The organism is Hahella sp. NBU794, assembly GCF_050749805.1.
Taxonomy (GTDB): domain Bacteria; phylum Pseudomonadota; class Gammaproteobacteria; order Pseudomonadales; family Oleiphilaceae; genus Hahella.
The window spans coordinates 2,139,196-2,155,977 of sequence record NZ_CP192738.1; the positions used below are offsets into that span (position 1 = coordinate 2,139,196).

14 protein-coding genes are annotated in these 16,782 nt (G+C 54.5%); 8 read left to right on the forward strand and 6 right to left on the reverse strand.

The window, feature by feature from the left end; all coding sequences use genetic code 11:
- Positions 1 to 100: 100 nt before the first annotated feature.
- Entirely contained in the window at positions 101 to 1,087 is a 987-nt protein-coding gene (locus ACQYWX_RS09595) for a response regulator (RefSeq protein WP_127969570.1), read from the reverse strand.
- 521 nt (positions 1,088 to 1,608) lie between these two features.
- Here ACQYWX_RS09595 and ACQYWX_RS09600 point away from each other — a divergent pair.
- Both ACQYWX_RS09600 and ACQYWX_RS09605 read left to right on the forward strand, forming a co-directional pair.
- Positions 1,609 to 2,094 (forward strand): YajQ family cyclic di-GMP-binding protein, encoded by a 486-nt coding sequence (locus tag ACQYWX_RS09600; protein ID WP_216737094.1) that lies wholly within the window; start codon positions 1,609 to 1,611, stop codon positions 2,092 to 2,094.
- Between the two features lie 140 nt (positions 2,095 to 2,234).
- Positions 2,235 to 3,815: an AmpG family muropeptide MFS transporter gene (locus ACQYWX_RS09605; protein WP_431688621.1), complete on the forward strand. Its 1,581-nt coding sequence runs from the start codon at positions 2,235 to 2,237 to the stop codon at positions 3,813 to 3,815.
- 22 nt (positions 3,816 to 3,837) lie between these two features.
- On the opposite strand, the gene ACQYWX_RS09610 is transcribed toward ACQYWX_RS09605, so the two are convergent.
- Both ACQYWX_RS09610 and ACQYWX_RS09615 read right to left on the reverse strand, forming a co-directional pair.
- Positions 3,838 to 4,158 (reverse strand): MGMT family protein, encoded by a 321-nt coding sequence (locus ACQYWX_RS09610; RefSeq protein ID WP_431688622.1) that lies wholly within the window; start codon positions 4,156 to 4,158, stop codon positions 3,838 to 3,840.
- A 98-nt stretch (positions 4,159 to 4,256) separates the two neighbouring features.
- Positions 4,257 to 5,018 (reverse strand): SDR family oxidoreductase, encoded by a 762-nt coding sequence (locus ACQYWX_RS09615; RefSeq protein WP_216737091.1) that lies wholly within the window; start codon positions 5,016 to 5,018, stop codon positions 4,257 to 4,259.
- 315 nt (positions 5,019 to 5,333) lie between these two features.
- Between ACQYWX_RS09615 and ACQYWX_RS09620 the strand changes: the two genes are divergently transcribed.
- The 6 genes from ACQYWX_RS09620 to gspD all read left to right on the forward strand — a co-directional run bounded on the left by ACQYWX_RS09620 (position 5,334) and on the right by gspD (position 11,984).
- Complete coding sequence (locus ACQYWX_RS09620) at positions 5,334 to 5,840, forward strand: FxsA family protein (RefSeq protein ID WP_431688623.1); 507 nt, start codon at positions 5,334 to 5,336, stop codon at positions 5,838 to 5,840.
- A 170-nt stretch (positions 5,841 to 6,010) separates the two neighbouring features.
- Positions 6,011 to 6,301, forward strand: coding sequence for a co-chaperone GroES (gene groES, locus ACQYWX_RS09625; RefSeq protein WP_127969576.1), 291 nt, complete (start codon positions 6,011 to 6,013; stop codon positions 6,299 to 6,301).
- A gap of 53 nt (positions 6,302 to 6,354) precedes the next feature.
- The gene (gene groL / locus ACQYWX_RS09630) at positions 6,355 to 8,004 is read left to right on the forward strand and encodes a chaperonin GroEL (RefSeq protein ID WP_127969577.1); all 1,650 of its coding nucleotides are present in this window, start codon (positions 6,355 to 6,357) and stop codon (positions 8,002 to 8,004) included.
- A gap of 380 nt (positions 8,005 to 8,384) precedes the next feature.
- Positions 8,385 to 9,134, forward strand: coding sequence for a type II secretion system protein N (gene gspN / locus ACQYWX_RS09635; protein WP_431688624.1), 750 nt, complete (start codon positions 8,385 to 8,387; stop codon positions 9,132 to 9,134).
- A 6-nt stretch (positions 9,135 to 9,140) separates the two neighbouring features.
- Complete coding sequence (locus ACQYWX_RS09640; protein WP_216737088.1) at positions 9,141 to 9,977, forward strand: type II secretion system protein N; 837 nt, start codon at positions 9,141 to 9,143, stop codon at positions 9,975 to 9,977.
- A gap of 63 nt (positions 9,978 to 10,040) precedes the next feature.
- Complete coding sequence (gspD, locus tag ACQYWX_RS09645; RefSeq protein ID WP_127969579.1) at positions 10,041 to 11,984, forward strand: type II secretion system secretin GspD; 1,944 nt, start codon at positions 10,041 to 10,043, stop codon at positions 11,982 to 11,984.
- Between the two features lie 69 nt (positions 11,985 to 12,053).
- Here the strand turns inward: gspD and ACQYWX_RS09650 are convergent, their stop codons facing one another.
- The 3 genes from ACQYWX_RS09650 to ACQYWX_RS09660 form a co-directional block, all read right to left on the reverse strand.
- Positions 12,054 to 13,997, reverse strand: a complete 1,944-nt coding sequence (locus ACQYWX_RS09650; protein ID WP_431688625.1) for a M48 family metallopeptidase — start codon at positions 13,995 to 13,997, stop codon at positions 12,054 to 12,056.
- Positions 13,998 to 14,010: 13 nt separating this feature from the next.
- The gene (locus ACQYWX_RS09655; RefSeq protein WP_216737085.1) at positions 14,011 to 14,604 is read right to left on the reverse strand and encodes a LemA family protein; all 594 of its coding nucleotides are present in this window, start codon (positions 14,602 to 14,604) and stop codon (positions 14,011 to 14,013) included.
- A gap of 98 nt (positions 14,605 to 14,702) precedes the next feature.
- Complete coding sequence (locus tag ACQYWX_RS09660) at positions 14,703 to 16,763, reverse strand: putative bifunctional diguanylate cyclase/phosphodiesterase (protein ID WP_431688626.1); 2,061 nt, start codon at positions 16,761 to 16,763, stop codon at positions 14,703 to 14,705.
- Positions 16,764 to 16,782: the final 19 nt, after the last annotated feature.

Sequence of the window (16,782 nt, forward strand, 5' to 3'; positions counted from 1 at the left end):
TGATGAAGATTATCGAGCAGACATAAAAAAACCGGGAAAACTGTCCCGGTTTTTTTATGGTGACGCCTCGGATCATGCGAGGATTGATTGCGAGACGAGGTTATTCTGCGTCTTTGGCTTCGTCGCTGACTTCCGGCCACAGCGCCAGAGCGATGGTGGCGGTCTCGTAGGCGTATTGCAGGCGGCGCAAGGCGACTTTTTCCACTTGCTGGGCTTTTGGCGTCGTGGTGCTGCCGTCGATGGCGCACACGCTGGTGCCCGCCTGAACGGAAACGAAGCCCGCGGTGGTTTTGAACGCCTTCAGGTTGATGCCGTCGTGAATGCGGCGATAGCAGCTGGTCGTGCACTGCTCCAGACTGGAAAACTGGCCAATGACCGCGAACTGATTCTCGGAGATGCGACAGACTGTATCCAGAGGTCGGGTCAGATGGCGCAGACGGCGAGATACGCCGTTGGCGATTTCTTCAAGAATGGCCGGGTTGAAGTGCTTCTTGATGGTCTGCCAGTTCTTGATGCCCAGCAACAGATAACTTGCCGCGCCGCCGCGGGATTCCATTTGACGCAGCGTATCGGTGAGGCGTTCGCGAGCCAGCACCTGATTGCCCAGACCGGTAGCCAGATCCAGCACATTGCGTTCCTGCAGTTCTTTGATGTTATCCATTAACAGTTGATTGGCCACCAGCAGGGTGTTCTGCATATCGGAAATCCGGTCTGCGGCGAACACGCGGGGCAGCAATTGTTTGTTCATCTCAGATTTATAAACAAAGTCGTCGACGCCGCGATCAAAGGCTTCAGCCAGTGCTTCCACGCCTTCTTTGGCGGTCAGCAGAATAATGTAGGTAAAGTGATTACTGGCTTCGTCAAGTTGCCGAACCTTGGCCGTCAATTCCAACCCATCCATTTCGGGCATCAGCCAGTCGGCGATTAATACGCTGACGGCGCGTTCTTCAAGCATTTGCAGAGCGGAGGGGGCGTTGTGGGCGATACGCACATCATGATAACCGGAGTTTCTCAATGTCTTGGCGATCATGGCGCTGCTGAATTTGGCGTCGTCGACCACAAGGATGGATAAATCTAGATTCGGCATGGAGTAAGTCCAGTTCAACCTTATTGGTTATACATTTAAAAATTCTCGATAGTTCAATAAACGCTCCGACGGATGGGATCGCCGGGATGGGTTGTATGAAGAGAGAACTTTCGTAACCGGCCGCGATAATCGGCCCGGGCTTGCCCCGCCGTCAGGCCTGGGCGGTTGGTCCGGACGTGCGTTCTTGCAAGACTTTATTTGAAATAACTTAGTTGTCAGAAGTATAGCTGCATTTTTCGTGCGAGTTATAATAAACGGCTTGTAGTTTATTGCTATCGGACACATGGCGGATCTTGCCGACACGCCCAGGTGTAACGTTGTGTTTACAGTTTTGCATGCAGCCGCGTCAGGATCGCCTCCGCGGGGGTTGCCGGGAAAGCTATTTGTTAGTGTGTCGGCCAGGAATACTGCTGTGAGTCCGTATTCGTCGCGGAGCTGACGAAACACGCTCGCCAGGCGCGACCTTTACTGCGCGGGCGGGTATGATGGGCGCAAACGTTAATGACTATTTGGAGAATTGAATGCCTTCGTTTGATATTGTTTCAGAAATAGACCGTCACGAACTCACCAACGCGGTGGACCAGGCCAATCGGGAACTGGAAATGCGGTATGACTTCCGGGGCGTCGAGGCTTCATTCACTCTGGCTGAAAAAGCGGTGGAAATGGCGGCGGAGCAGGAGTTCCAACTGGAGCAGATGCTGCTGATCCTCAACACCACATTGTCCAAACGCAAAGTCGATCTGCGCGTACTGGGCGACTCAACAGATCAAAAATCCGGCAAGCAAGTGAAGCGTTCTTACGCGCTGAAAGAAGGCCTGGAACAGAAAGTGGCGAAAGACATCGTCAAGAAGATCAAAGAAAGCAAAATGAAAGTGCAGGCCTCTATTCAGGGCGACCAAGTGCGCATTACCGGCAAGAAAAGAGATGATCTGCAAGAAGCCATCCAGTTGCTGCGCGGCGACGAGTCTCTGGATGTCCCAATGCAGTTCAACAATTTCCGCGACTGATTTTTTCGGGCCGGTCCCAGGCTGGCCTTTTCTCACCGCATATTCTTACTACATAGTAAGCTTCAGGATGCTGGAGCTTTGCCTCGCCTGATTATATCCTGAGCCACAGAATTTCTTCCGCAAACAAAAGGTTGTGAAACTTGGAAACGCCGTCCTCCTGGCGCGACGGGGTGCGCTATTACCTCGACAAACGCCTGTTGACCATTTTTGTATTTGGCATCTCCAGCGGCTTTCCCGCTGTCATGATTGGCTCGGCGGTCACGGCCTGGTTGAAGGACGTGGGCTATTCGCGCACGGATATCGGTTTTTTTGGTCTGGTGTTTCTGGCTTATTCGACCAACTTTTTGTGGTCGCCAGTGGCGGACCGCGTGCGCCTGCCCTGTTTGACCCGCGCGCTGGGACAGCGTCGCAGTTGGGTGCTGATGATGCAGGCTTTAGTGGCGGTATGTTGCTGGGCGATGTCAGGGGTGGATCTGGCGGACGACCTGCTCCTCGCCAAGTCCATTGCCCTGGCGCTGGCGTTTTTCGCGGCGACCCAGGATATCGCCATTGACGCCTATCGCATTGATGTGGTCCCGGAAGGCGACGGCAAGATGATGTCGGCGGCGTCCGCCATGGCCACCGCCGGTTGGTGGACAGGCTACGCCGGTCTGGGCGCCGCGCCTTTTATTCTGGTGGGGCGCTGGGACTGGGGGTGGGCCGACATGTATGTGTTGATGGCGGCCGTAGTCGTTCTGCTGATGGCGTTTACCTGGCTGGCGGCCAGCGAACCAACCAACAATCGCGAGGGCGGCCAGCAGGCGGCGGAATCCCGTTATGCACGGGTGCTGGGGTCAAAAGGCGAGGCGAAGCCGCTTGCCATGTTTGTCGCCCTGATGGTGATGATCGCGCTGGCGGTGTGGTCCATTATCGGCAAACCAGGGCTGGCGGAAGAGTGGCGCGCATCCACGCCGTTGACATTGTTTATCGCCATGGCGGATCTGGCGGCGTTGGCCTGGATGATCCGCACCTTGTGGCGTTGGGAGTCGCAAGCGGTGGAGGATACTCCTGAGAGTTCCACAATTCGCTGGGATCAACGCGCGCTTATTTGGCTGCTCACTACGTTTATCGAGCCCTTGGCGGAGTTCTTCCGCCGCAATGGCGTGCAATTGGCGGCGTCGATCCTGTTATTTATCTTCCTGTTCAAGATTGGCGAGGCCTTTCTCGGCAAGATGTCGGTGGTTTTCTATAAAGAAGTGGGCTTCACGGACGAAGAAATTGGCATTTATTCCAAAGCGGTTACCTGGTGGGTGACCATCGTGTTCTCGATATTGGGCAGTCTGGTCAATATCCGCTATGGGTTATATCGAGGCCTGATGATCGGCGGTATCGCTATGGCCGCCTCCAACCTGATGTTCGCAGCACTGGCGATGGTGGGGCCGAGCGTGCCCATGCTGGTGTCGGCGGTGGTGGTGGATGGCTTCACCTCCGCCTGGTCTACTGTCGCCTTTGTGGCGTTTCTGTCCGTCATGTGCAACCGCGCCTTCACGGCGGCGCAGTATGCGTTGATGGCTTCCCTCGGAACCTTGGGGCGAACCTTGCTGGCCTCCTATAGCGGCGCGTTGGTGGACAGTCTCAATGGCGATTGGGTGATGTTCTTTATCATCACTACGTTGATGATTACGCCGAGCCTGATCTTTTTAACTTTCCTGAGGGTGCGTCTGGAAGCCGTTCTGAAGTGAAGGCGAGGGCGGCTGGTTCAGGTCAGGGCGGCCATTGAAAGCGTTTCAGGGGGATGCGTCCGTTGTGAACCTCGACGCCCTCCTGCGTTAATGCGCTTTGCTGGCGGAAAAAAGACTTGGTTGTTGGCGGGAAAGAGATTTTTCCCTGGCTGTTGATGACCCTGTGCCAGGGAATGCTGGAGCCGTCTGGAAGCTGTTTCATGGCGTATCCCACATACCGGGACAACCCCGGCAGCCCCGCCAAGCTGGCGACTTGCCCATAGGTCGCCACTTTTCCAGGAGGAATCTGGCTGACAACGAACCAGATAGCTTGCAGTTTTTCCTGTTGGCTGAGTTCAGACATATCGGCGACGCTGGTTGGGCAAGTGAATTTAATAGAGAAAGGAAGCCGGACTGCGCTTTACGGCGAGATAAAAAGCAAGGGGCCGAAGCCCCTTTTTGCTAGATACGCAGCGCCCCGTCTACTTCGATGACGCGGCCGGAAAGATAGTCGTTTTCCAGAATGAAGCTCACCGTTTGCGCAATTTCATTCGGCTGACCCATGCGACGCAAAGGAATCTGTTTGGTCATCATCTCCAGCGCTTCGGGTTTCATCGAGCCGGTCATTTCCGTTTCGATAAAGCCGGGCGCGATCGCCATACAACGAATGCCGAAGCGCGCCAATTCCTTCGCCCAGCTCACGCTCATGCCCACGACGCCGGCTTTGGCTGCGGAATAGTTGGTCTGGCCGATGTTGCCGGCGCGGGAAATACTGGAAATATTGATGATGCAGCCCTTGCGGCCGCTTTCCAGCATTTTGGCGGCGGCTTCGCGTCCACACAAAAACACGCCGGTCAAGTTCACGTCGATGACGGACTGCCATTGCTCCAGGCTCATGCGGTGAGTGACCTGGCCGTCTTTATACTTGATCAGCATACCGTCCCGCAGGATGCCGGCGTTGTTGATCAATGCATCGACGCCGCCGAAGTCCTCGGCAATTTTGGCGAACACGCTTTCAACGTCGGCCTCTTTGGCGACGTTGCATAGATAGTACTTGGCTTCAGCGCCCAGCTCCTCGCATTTGGCGACGCTTTCCTGCAGTTTCTCTTCTGACAGGTCAATCAGCGCCAGACGGGCGCCTTTTTCTGCGAGATACAGCGCCATGGCGCGGCCCAGGCCCTGGCCGCCACCGGTAATCACAACCACAGAATCTTTCAATTGCATAACTTGTCCCACTCTCTCGATAGTGAAAAAACAATAATCTTTGTCCGTCGCGTTGAAATAGAAATAAACAACTCCATCTATAGTAACGACAGGTGAAGATACATACGCTTCATAGAGGGGAGCGGACCGCCAGGGGCGGGACTCCTCCACGCTGAATTACCGCTTACTATATTGAATTATATGGTGTTCTAGGGTTTGCGGCTGCGCCGGGAGGCGCTCGTAAAGCCAGTATTATGGCAGTAATTTCGCCGACCACCAAACGGTCCAGGAACCGATTTCCACCTGCATAACACTGGCTGATGTAACGACGGAATCATGCTAAGAAGAATACCTTTTCTTATCCCCATCATTGCGCTCATTGAGATTTATCTGATCATTGAAGTTGGCGGAGCCATTGGCTTCTGGCCGACTGTATCGATTTTTATCGTCACCGGAATTATCGGCGTGACCATGTTGCGACGGCAGGGATTTTCTTTGCTGAGCAGTCTGCAGGCGAAAATGCAGGCGGGCGAGGTTCCTGCGGGAGAAATGCTGGAAGGCGTCGCGCTGCTAATTGGCGGAGCCATGCTGGTGACGCCGGGCTTTTTGACCGATTTCATGGGATTCCTTCTGTTGACGCCGTTGACGCGCAAGTTGCTCATCGGCCGTATTGGCGGCGCGTTGTTGCGTAGCGGGCGAGTAGTAAGCCGCGGTTATAGTCAAACGACCTATTCTTCGACCTCTGAACGGGATGGCGCTTTCCGCGGAGATCCCTCTGGCGGCCCACGGCAAGGCGCTGGCGGGGATAAAGTGATTGAAGGCGAGTACACTCGAGAGGACTAGGAAAAAAATTTAAAAAAATTATAGCCGGGGTGTTGAAATCCTCGCCCCGGGCCCCATTTAAACCTCCACAATTTAAGCACTCGGCGTTCCTGGTCCAACCCGGATGTCCGGCTGCTGTTTAAAACCAAAAAGTCAGCTAGTTAAATGTTCTAACTGGGAGAAAAAGCGAAATGAAAATTCGTCCGTTACACGAACGTGTTGTCGTGCGCCGTAAGGAAGAAGAGACCAAAACTGCCGGTGGTATCGTATTGCCCGGCAATGCGGCAGAAAAGCCTTCACAGGGTGAAGTTCTGGCTGTGGGCGAAGGCCGTATTTTGGATAATGGCGATGTCCGTCCGTTGGCGGTCAAAGTCGGTGACAAGGTGGTTTTCGGCCAGTATGCCGGCAGCACCGTTAAGATTGATGGCGAAGAGCTGTTGATCATGAGCGAAAGCGACATCTTCGGCGTAGTCGAAGGCTAACACTCCGAAACTAAAGACTTTTGTCATCAACTAACAAGTAATGGGATTTTGTTATGGCAGCTAAAGACGTTAAATTTGGCGATTCCGCGCGTAAGCGCATGGTGGCGGGCGTTAATACCCTGGCCGACGCAGTTAAAGTCACTTTGGGTCCAAAAGGCCGCAACGTGGTTCTGGACAAGTCCTTCGGCGCGCCTACCGTCACTAAAGACGGTGTGTCCGTAGCTAAAGAAATTGAACTGAAAGACAAGTTCGAAAACATGGGTGCGCAAATGGTTAAGGAAGTTGCTTCCAAAACCAACGATGAAGCGGGCGACGGCACCACCACTGCAACTGTACTGGCTCAGGCGATCCTGAACGAAGGCCTGAAGTCCGTTGCAGCGGGCATGAACCCAATGGACCTGAAGCGCGGCATCGACAAAGCCGTTATCGCTGCGGTCAAAGAAATCAAGAACATCTCCCGTCCTTGCGAAGACTCCAAGTCCATCGCCCAGGTTGGCACCATCTCCGCCAACAGCGATGAGCGCATCGGCAACATTATTGCTGAAGCCATGGAAAAAGTTGGTAAGGAAGGCGTTATCACTGTTGAAGAAGGCAGTGGTCTGGAAGACGAGCTGGACGTGGTTGAAGGTATGCAATTCGACCGTGGCTACCTGTCCGCCTACTTCGTAAACAACCAGGACAGCATGAGCGCTGAACTGGAAGATCCTTTCATCCTGCTGGTTGACAAGAAGATCTCCAACATCCGCGAAATGCTGCCTGTACTGGAAGCAGTAGCTAAGTCCTCCAAGCCTCTGCTGGTGATCTCTGAAGATCTGGAAGGCGAAGCGCTGGCGACTCTGGTTGTTAACAACATGCGCGGAATCGTGAAAGTTGCGGCGGTTAAAGCGCCTGGCTTTGGCGATCGTCGTAAAGAAATGCTGCAGGATATCGCTATCCTGACTGGCGGCACCGTTATCTCCGAAGAAGTCGGCCTGAACCTGGAAGGCGCTACTCTGGATGACCTGGGCACCGCTAAGCGCGTTGTAGTTACTAAAGAAAACACCACTATCATCGACGGCGCTGGCGCTAAGAGCGACATTGAAGCGCGCGTTGCGCAAATCCGTCGTCAAATCGAAGAAACTTCTTCCGATTACGACCGTGAGAAGCTGCAAGAGCGTGTTGCCAAACTGGCTGGCGGCGTAGCCGTTATCAAAGTTGGCGCAGCGACTGAAGTGGAAATGAAAGAGAAGAAAGCCCGCGTTGAAGACGCGCTGCACTCCACCCGCGCTGCGGTTGAAGAAGGCGTGGTGCCTGGCGGCGGCGTAGCCCTGGTGCGCGCACTGCAGGCCGTTTCTGACCTGACTGGCGACAACGCTGATCAGAACGTAGGCATCAACCTGCTGCGTCGCGCGATGGAAGCTCCTCTGCGTCAGATCGTCGCTAACGCTGGCGGCGAGCCTTCCGTAGTTGTGGACAAAGTCCGTCAGGGCGAAGGTGCATTCGGCTACAATGCCGGCACTGAAGTTTACGGCGACATGCTGGAAATGGGTATTCTGGATCCTGCGAAAGTTACCCGTACCGCACTGCAGTCCGCTGCGTCTATTGCTGGTCTGATGATCACTACCGAGTGTATGGTTTCTGACCTGCCTGAAGACGACAAGAAAGGCGGCATGCCAGACATGGGCGGCATGGGTGGAATGGGTGGCATGGGCGGCATGATGTAATCATCCCCCATAACGCTCCCGCGGAAAAAACCCGGCTTCGGCCGGGTTTTTTTATGGCGCGAAGAACCTGACGCGGATGGTGGGGTCTATTAAGAATGTTTAACCTCAAACTCGTTGCCAATGTTGCAAATATTCTTTAGAAAACACTGCTATGCTTTTGTTACCATGTAAAAATTTTATAGCCTGTATTTTGAGGCGAAGATAAAAGTATTCTGCTGTTCGCGACAGTCGTCTTAAACCTCCCGGAGGCGGAGCCCGGTCAGTGATAATGGCCGCCGAGGCTTGGCGTAGTAGGGTTTGTCGATTCAACAATTAGAATGTAGTCCATTGCGCGTATGCATATGCTCAGTGGTTGATTGGGAAGGTTGTAGGCCAAAGAAGTGATAAAAAAAATTGTGGGATTGGTTATTATTGGCGGCCTGACCTATCTGGCGGGGTTGGTATTACTCGTGCCCGTAGAGTTTGTGTGGCGTCAGGCCGGCGTTCCCGCCAACCAACTTCCTGTGCGGGTGCAGAAGCTGCAAGGCACGCTTTGGGAAGGCAAAGCGCTGATTTCTCATTCTTGGGCCACCGGCGTGCTGGATTGGGATGTTTATCCATCTGGCCTGCTAATGATGGGCGACGCTCTGGCGCTGAATTTTCGCGCCAACAAAATCGATATTGACGCCAAAGCCGCACTGGATGGATTTGATCAAGTCCGGGTGCTTGCTGACGGTTCTCTGGATCTTGCGGCGCTTGCGCCGGCATTGCGCCGCCATCGTCTGAATCTGAGCGGAGAGCTGAAGATAAGCGGCTTGGATGTGACGCTGGACACCAATATGGGTCTTCCTGTGCGAGCTTCAGGGCGAGCGCAGTGGGCGGGCGGACCGGTTACTTATCCGATGGGCCGGGAAAATAAGACCGCCACAATGCCTCCGTTGCAGGGGCTGATTAAACAGGAGGGTGAGGAAATTCACCTGGAAGTACTGGATAGCACGGAAAACAAACCCGTTATGAGCGCTCAGGTAACGCGGGACGGCACGGCGAAGATACAAATTCGCAAACGGTTGCTGGACCTGGCGGGCGCGCCCTGGAGTAAACAGGCGAATCCTGACGACATTGTTTTCCGGGTACAGCAACGGATACTTTAACGACCCATGTTGACAGGCCATATTACTAAGATAACCTGGGTGCTCTTGCTCGCCATAGTCGTAACGCTTGCGTGGCAAGCCGCAAGAGTGACCTGGGGCGTTTGGGTGGGAACCCCGGACATTATCGTCATGCCGGTGGGCGGTGTGGCGAATGCAAACAAGAATCAGGCGATGCAGGCCAACTATCCTGCATGGAATTTATTCGGCAAGGCGGAAGATGCCTCCGCTAAAAAGGCGTTGAGCCAAGTGGACGCGCCAATCACTGCCTTAAGACTGGACCTGTATGGGGTCGTAGTCGGCGGTGAAGAGGGCGGATCAGGCGCTATCATTGCGGAAAAGGGAAAATCGGCCGAATATTATCGTATTAATGAAATGCTGCCAGGCGGAGCCAAATTGTCAGCAGTGTTTCCTGATCATGTGTTGATCAGTCGGAATGGCGCCTTGGAGAAGCTGGCGTTTGACGATTCCGTCGCTGTGGCGGGCAGCGCTATCGAACAGGTGGCGAGACCTAAAAACACTGGCGGAATTGACTCTCCCGAAGAGTTTGTCAGCGTCGCGCAGAAGAGATTGGAGGAAGATCCGCGCGGAGCCTTGGCTTCGGTGGGTCTGGCGCCAGTGAGTAGCGGCGAAGGAGCGTCCGGCTACCAGTATGATGGCAATAACCCAATGTTGGGCGCCATGAACCTGCAGAAAGGGGATGTGATTCGTTCGGTGAACGGTCATACCCTTGGCAACATCGAGCAGGATAGACAGATGATTCAGCAGCTGTATGAAAGCGGCATGCTGGAGGTGGAAATAGAACGGGATGGGGCGACTTTCACTATCAGTTACCCATTACGCTGAGCCAGTTACCCGCTGCGCTAAGCGACTTCCTCAAAGTAATGAAAATCAAAAAAAGATTGTTGAATGGACATGAAACATTTTAGAGCCTTTACATTTGCCTGGTTGTTGATTGCGGGTTTTTTCTCCGGCGTGGCGGGGGCCGAAGATCAGACATGGAAGGTCAACCTTAAAGACGCTGATATCCGCGCCTTCATTACTCAAATCGCCGACATCACCGGCTACAGCTTTGTAGTCGACCCCAGGGTGAAAGGCAAAGTCACCGTGGTCTCGAACGCCGCCATGGGGCGTGATGAAGTCTACGAAATGTTTCTTTCCGTGTTGAACGTACATGGCTTCGCGGCGATTCCTTCCGAGGGAATCATCAAAATTGTGCAGCAGAACGAGGCCAAGCAAACCGCGGAGAACACCTCGATTTTTAAGACGGTGCCGCAGGAGCAGTTGGTGACCCGGGTCATTCAGGTCAAAAACGCCAACGCCCTTGAGCTGGTGCCGATTCTGCGTCCAATGGTGGCCAAATATGGACACCTTGCCGGCGTCGCCGCCGCCAACGCTCTGATTATCAGTGATCACGTTAATAACATCGCCCGTATTGAGCGCATTGTCAGTGAGCTCGACAGCCCCTCTAACTATCAACTTGAAGTCATTCAGCTGAAAGACGCCTGGGTTGGCGACATGGTTAAGTTGTTAGAAGAGCTGGCCCCTTCCGAGCTGGGTAAAGGCGCGCCAAAAGGGCCCGCCAACAAGTTCAGCGTTGTAGCCGACGAGCGTAGCAACCGTCTGATTCTGAAAGGCGACGAAAACTTCCGTGACAAAATGCGCCTTCTTATCGCCAAGCTGGATCAGCCTGCGGCAGTAAGCGGCACCACCAAGGTTATCAATTTGCGTCATGCAGACGCAGAAGCACTGGCTGAGTTGCTGAAAGGCCTGATGGGCGATATTGCCCCTGCAAAAGGCGAGGGCGCGGCAGCAGCCCCTGGCGGCGGCAAAGTCAGCATCTATCCTGATGAAGGATTGAATGCGCTGGTTGTGCGCGCAGAGCCTTCCATGATGAAAGAGATCGAGGCAATCGTTCAGCAGTTGGATGTGCGTCGTGCGCAAGTATTGATCGAAGCTGCGATTGTGGAAATCAGCGATGGCCTGAGTCGCCAGTTGGGCGTGCAGATGGCCGCTGGGGATTTGACTGGCAAGTCTGGTCCGGCCACCGTTACTAACTTCACCAACGTGGGCATTTCCGCCTCGGCGATACTGGCGGCGATCGCCAGCAACTCTACGCCTTCCATTGGTGGCGATATCGCTGCCGTGGCGATTGGCGAGGCTGACGGCAAGAAAGGTTGGGGCGCCTTGATTCAGGCATTGGGCACCAGCGGGCAGGCTAACCTGTTGTCCACGCCAAGCATCATCACTATGGATAACCTGCAGTCTGAAATTATCGTTGGTCAGAACGTGCCTTTCCGTACCGGACAGACCGGCACGGGCACCGACGGCACCAGCAACCCGTTCACTACTATTGAGCGTCAGGACGTCGGCTTGACCTTGCGTGTGACGCCAAGCATCAGTGATGGCGATCTGGTCAGATTGGAAATCGAACAGGAAACCTCTTCCATTGCGCCTTCCAACGAAAGCGCGTCGGATATCATCACCAATAAGCGTCAGATCAAGACCTCCGTCTTGGCGGACAATGCCGAAACTATCGTGCTGGGTGGTCTGATGAGCGAGAACTACAAGCTGTCAGAAGCCAAGGTGCCGCTGCTGGGGGATATCCCGCTGTTAGGCGCGCTGTTCCGCAGCACCAAGCGCGAAAAAGACAAGCAAAACCTTCTCGTGTTCCTGCGCCCGACTATTCTGCGCAACAAGGAAGAAGCCAAGAAGGCGAGCCAGGATAAGTATGATCAACTGTGGGAGCTTAACTTGAGCATCAAACGCGATCATAAAGGCGATAAGCATGCAGAGACCATGATCAAGCCTTCTATGGATAGCGTATACAGAGAGAACGCGTTCGAGCAGTAGTACTTCTCAGTTCAGGCGGCGGACAGGCTCCGCCGCCTTGCGCCTGATTCCTTCCTTTTCCTCTTTTTTCTAATTCTCAATCTCGTCGCTGGGCTCCAGGGGCGGCATCGGACACCCCATAACCGCCGTTGCGGCGCGCAGCAACTCATATTCCTTTAAGCTGACATAGCCATCGTAACTGACGCATTGTGCGAAAGCCTCGACCACAGCGGGTTTAAGTAACGCTGACAGTTGTGACAATCTGTTGAGCGCATCCGTAAGCTGATCGGAAGCAAGTCTGGAGTGAAAGGTTGCTTGCAGGTGAGGGAAGTTCTGCGACATCACTTGTTTGAAAAACTGACTGGGATTGGTCTCTGGGCTTGCGCCTGAAGCTGCGACGCCCAGACGAGCAAAAGCGGAAAGCATCAGTGCAATCTCATCGCTGGCCTGTTCGTAGCGGGTCAGAGTGTTTCGTTGAGGCGCGAAGTTCTCATCGAGCTGGGTGCGTAATAGGGCGAGGATGGCGAATTCCGAAAGTGTCGTGCGTTCGTCTAGGGCGACAATTTGCTGCGCCGTAGCGACGACGTGAGAGCGAGCGGCGATGTCGCCTCCTTTCAGCGCGCCAAGACAGACTTCTAAAAGCGGTAAACGGTGATTGGCCGGTAATGTCGTGATCTTGCGTTCAAGACTGTCGAAATCTGGCGTGCTCTTTATCGGGATTCCCGATGAGTGCAGGATGGTGTCGCCCACGGGCAATCTGACTGGCGACTCCAGCAGCAGTAGAGCATAGATCATGATTTCCGCCTGACTTGGCGTATGCAGGGCGTCGCCAAAGGTGGTCTGCAACCGTTGCAGTGTTCGCTGGCTCCAGTCTTGTGTCGCCTGCGTATGACGTCCAACTTGCCTGGCGATGCCTGCGCTTTTGATTTGCTCCGTGGAGGGCGGCGTGCTTTGTGGAGCGAATCCTGATGTGGCCGGTGGAGCGCTTGAGGTTGTTGCTGCAGTTTGTTGCGCTTGACCTTGGTTGCGGCGCGCGCGCTGCTTGGTCAGAAAAAGCGGGTCCACGGCGCGAATGCGCTCGTCCAGCGGCGGATGGGAAGCGAACCAGGCGCTCAGTTTCAGACTTTCGCCAAAACACATATGGTTGATCTCTTGGGCGCTGGACGTATGTCCCAGGTAGGAGTGTGTCTGACTTTCCCTGATCTTGAAGAGGGCGCCAGCGATACCTTCTGGGTTGCGGGTAAACTGCACCGACGACGCGTCCGCCAGATATTCCCGTTGGCGGGAAAGCGCAGCTTGAATTAATCGGCCAAAAAACAGACCAATATAGCCCAATACGAACAGAGTGAATCCCGCCGCTACGACAATGATTACCCCGCGTGCGTCGCGTGAGCGCCTACCGCCGCTTCTGCTGGACATTCGCAACAGAAAGGCTCCGGTGGAGCCTATCAGAAGGATGCCCGCGAGAACGGCGATAATCTGCACGTTCAAGCGGGTGTCAGCGTTCAGAATGTGGCTGAATTCATGGCCAATGACGCCTTGTAGTTCATCCCGGCTTAGTGAGTTAAGCGTACCGGCGGTGACGACCAGAGACATGTCCTCAAGCGTGTAGCCCGCCACAAAGGCGTTGATGGCCTCTTCCTTGTCCATAATGTAAATGCTGGGGATGGGCACGCCGGAAGCGATGCTCATTTCCTCCACGACATTGACCAGTCGGCGTTCATTCTGGTTTTGAGTTGTCGCGTTGATCTGGCGTGCGCCGACCATTTGCGCAACGGAGCGTCCGCCGCGGCTCAACTGTAAAAAACGTTTGCCTGCGCCCACTGCGACAATAGCGATGACCGCCAGCGCCACCCACCAGGCGGGGCCAGCCAGCCAGGAGCTTGGGGTCATGCGCGCGTCCACGAACTGGTGGTAAGCGATGAACCCGGCGATATTAATGGCGAGCGCAATGCCGATCAGAGCGGCGGTGAAATGGAGCAGGAGTAGACCGGAGAGCTTGCGAGCGCGCTCTTGCTTGGCGAAAAAATCCATGACTTGTCAGGAATTAATTAAAGCTGACTTTGACAGCCTGACGAGCCTCGGCGGACTCAACCTCAAACATCTCGGTTTCTTTGAAGCCGAAAAAGCCGGCGATAAGATTGCTGGGGAACTGTTCACGATAGGTGTGATAGGTCATTACAGCGTCATTGTAAGCCTGACGGGCGAAGCCAACTTTATTTTCCGTGCTGGTGAGCTCTTCCATTAACTGTTGCATGGTTTGATTCGCTTTAATGTCCGGATAGTTTTCAGACACGGCGTAGAAGTTCGCCAAAGCGCGGTTCAGCATGCCCTCGGCCTGAGACAGCTGTTTGATGCGGTCTCCTTCTTCTGGTCGTTGCGCCGCCGCCTGTTGCGCATTGATCGCTTGGTTACGCGCCTGCATGACTTTCTCCAGCGTGTCCTGCTCATGCTTCATAAACGCCTTGGCGGTCTCCACCAAGTTGGGAATCAGGTCATGTCGGCGCTGCAACTGTACGTCTATTTGAGCGAAAGCGTTTTTGAAGCGATTCTTCAGAGACACGAGTTTGTTGTAGATGGATATCAGATAGAAGGCGACGGCGATGATGACGACAATGCCGATAATCGCGGAAATGCTCATTGATAGACTCCCGTAAAAGAATGTTTTCCCGCATGTTAAATGAGGGCGTTACGTATGTTCCACCCGTACGCGCGGCGTCAGGTGCGATGAGTTGGTGATCAGGTCTGCGGCGCGTGACTGACTTTCATGAACTCAATGAACTCTTCCGGCGGCACCGGCTTGCTGTAATAGTAGCCCTGCGCCAGCGTGCAGCCGTCATGCTTCAGGAAACGCTCCTGCCGAGGCGTTTCCACGCCTTCGGCGATGACATCCAGGCGCAGGCTTTTGCCCAGCTGGATGATGGCGTGCACGATTTGGGTGTCGTCTTCGTCTTTCATCAGGTCGCGAACAAACTGTTTGTCGATTTTGATCTTGCGGATAGGTAACTGCTTCAGGTAACTGAGCGATGAATAGCCAGTGCCGAAATCATCCACGGCGCACTGAATGCCAAATTCGCTCAGGTGGCGCAGGGAAGTGATGGCCTGATTCAGGTTCTCCATGAAGCTGGTTTCCGTGACCTCCAGCTCGATGAGCGAGGTGGGGATCTGGCGGCTTTCGATGATCTTCAGGACATGTGGCGCGAACTCTTTCTGTCTGAGCTGGTTGGCGGACAGGTTGATCGCCACTTTGATATTAAAGCCTTGGTTGCGCCACTGGTTAACCTGGGCGCAGGCCTCGTGCAGCACCCAGTCTCCAATTTCAAGAATGGTCTCATTGGCCTCTGCAATGGGGATGAATACGTCTGGGGGCACCAGGCCGCGTTCAGGATGACGCCAGCGCAGCAGCGCCTCACAGCCCACAACCTGCTTCGAATTCAGATCCATTTGCGGCTGGTAGACCAAAAACAGCTCGTTGTTTTGTATGGCCTTGGAGAGATCCTTTTCCAGCTTTTTACGTTCGCGGATTTCGCTGTCGAGACTGGCGACGTAGAACTGAAAGTGATTATTGGCGACCGACTTGGCCAGCATCATAGTTTGCTCAGCCTTTTGCAGGATTTTCTCTGCATCGCGGGCGTCATCTGGGTAAATGGCGATGCCGATGGTGCAGGATACGGGAGTCAGTTGATCCTCAATCTCAAACGGGCGACTGATTTCCCGCAGCAGTGACTCAGCGAAAGCCGCCACCCGGTAACTGCTGCTGACATTAAACAGGATCAAGGCGAACTGGTCGCCGCCAAGTCGGCAGACCGTGTGTACGCCGTCCCGCTGCGATAGCAGCCTCTCAGCGAAGGCTTGTAGCAGCTTGTCTCCCTGGCTATAGCCGAGTTGCTCATTGATCGACTTGAAGTCGTCAATGCCGACGCAAAAAACCGCAAACTTCTGGTTCAGCGCCTCAGAGTCGTCCACCGCCGCGGCGATATAATTACTGAACAGGGAGCGGGTTGGCAGGCCGGTGAGGGAGTCGTACTGGGATAGTTTGATGATCCGCGCTTCCGCCGCCTGACGCTTCTGTTGGTGCTCCTCGATGGACTGCAAAAGGCTGTTGGCGGCGCGCACCCAGCTGCCCAGTTCGTCTCTTTCGTGTTGACGGGGCACCGGAAGCGACTGTAACCCGGGCTCAGCGGGGTTAATGCGCAGTAGGGAGTTGATAATGGCCTTGAGTGGCGCCGTTAACAGGAAGTGATAGACCAGATGCAGGACGAACGCCAAGAGCAGAGCGCGCAGCAGGCCAGTCATAAAAATCAGTATGGAGCGCTCCAAAAACAGCGCTGATTTGGGTGCGGTATCGACGACGATCTTCAGCTCGCCGTAGTAAGTCGGTTGCGGCGTTGGGCGGAATAAGGAAATGGCGTACTCGCGCTCTTTGCCGAAGATGGCGTCGGTCATCCAGCGACTCTGGGTTTCCTGCAGGGGTTTGGAGAGTTCAGCCAGAATCGTTTGATTGGGGTGAGCGATAGCCGCGTAGCGAATAGACGGTTTTTCGAACAGGCCTTCCAGAACCTGTTGCGCCAAGTCGGGGTCGATGCTGTAAACCGCCTGGGTGGCGGGGTCGCGCACAATGGCCAGGGTTTGTCTGGCCTCGTTGTCCATTTCCTCCACGGCGCGCATGGATTCAAAAATAATCTGACCAATGCTGAGTAAAACGCCTACCGCCAAAGCGGTAAACAACACCCAGTTCATTAATTTGGCGGACAGGCTATGTCGCCATTTTACTGGAGCGTTTTGCTTTTCTTGAACCATGCTGATTGATTGCTTCGAC

Bases quoted from the DNA above. Each gene is read 5' to 3' on its own strand.
- groES (WP_127969576.1), top strand. From the start codon at position 6,011: ATGAAAATTCGTCCGTTACACGAACGTGTTGTCGTGCGCCGTAAGGAA.
- ACQYWX_RS09595 (WP_127969570.1), bottom strand. From the start codon at position 1,087: ATGCCGAATCTAGATTTATCCATCCTTGTGGTCGACGACGCCAAATTC.
- ACQYWX_RS09655 (WP_216737085.1), bottom strand. From the start codon at position 14,604: ATGAGCATTTCCGCGATTATCGGCATTGTCGTCATCATCGCCGTCGCC.
- ACQYWX_RS09620 (WP_431688623.1), top strand. From the start codon at position 5,334: ATGCTAAGAAGAATACCTTTTCTTATCCCCATCATTGCGCTCATTGAG.
- groL (WP_127969577.1), top strand. From the start codon at position 6,355: ATGGCAGCTAAAGACGTTAAATTTGGCGATTCCGCGCGTAAGCGCATG.
- ACQYWX_RS09650 (WP_431688625.1), bottom strand. From the start codon at position 13,997: ATGGATTTTTTCGCCAAGCAAGAGCGCGCTCGCAAGCTCTCCGGTCTA.
- gspD (WP_127969579.1), top strand. From the start codon at position 10,041: ATGGACATGAAACATTTTAGAGCCTTTACATTTGCCTGGTTGTTGATT.
- ACQYWX_RS09610 (WP_431688622.1), bottom strand. From the start codon at position 4,158: ATGTCTGAACTCAGCCAACAGGAAAAACTGCAAGCTATCTGGTTCGTT.
- ACQYWX_RS09660 (WP_431688626.1), bottom strand. From the start codon at position 16,763: ATGGTTCAAGAAAAGCAAAACGCTCCAGTAAAATGGCGACATAGCCTG.
- ACQYWX_RS09640 (WP_216737088.1), top strand. From the start codon at position 9,141: ATGTTGACAGGCCATATTACTAAGATAACCTGGGTGCTCTTGCTCGCC.
- ACQYWX_RS09615 (WP_216737091.1), bottom strand. From the start codon at position 5,018: ATGCAATTGAAAGATTCTGTGGTTGTGATTACCGGTGGCGGCCAGGGC.
- ACQYWX_RS09600 (WP_216737094.1), top strand. From the start codon at position 1,609: ATGCCTTCGTTTGATATTGTTTCAGAAATAGACCGTCACGAACTCACC.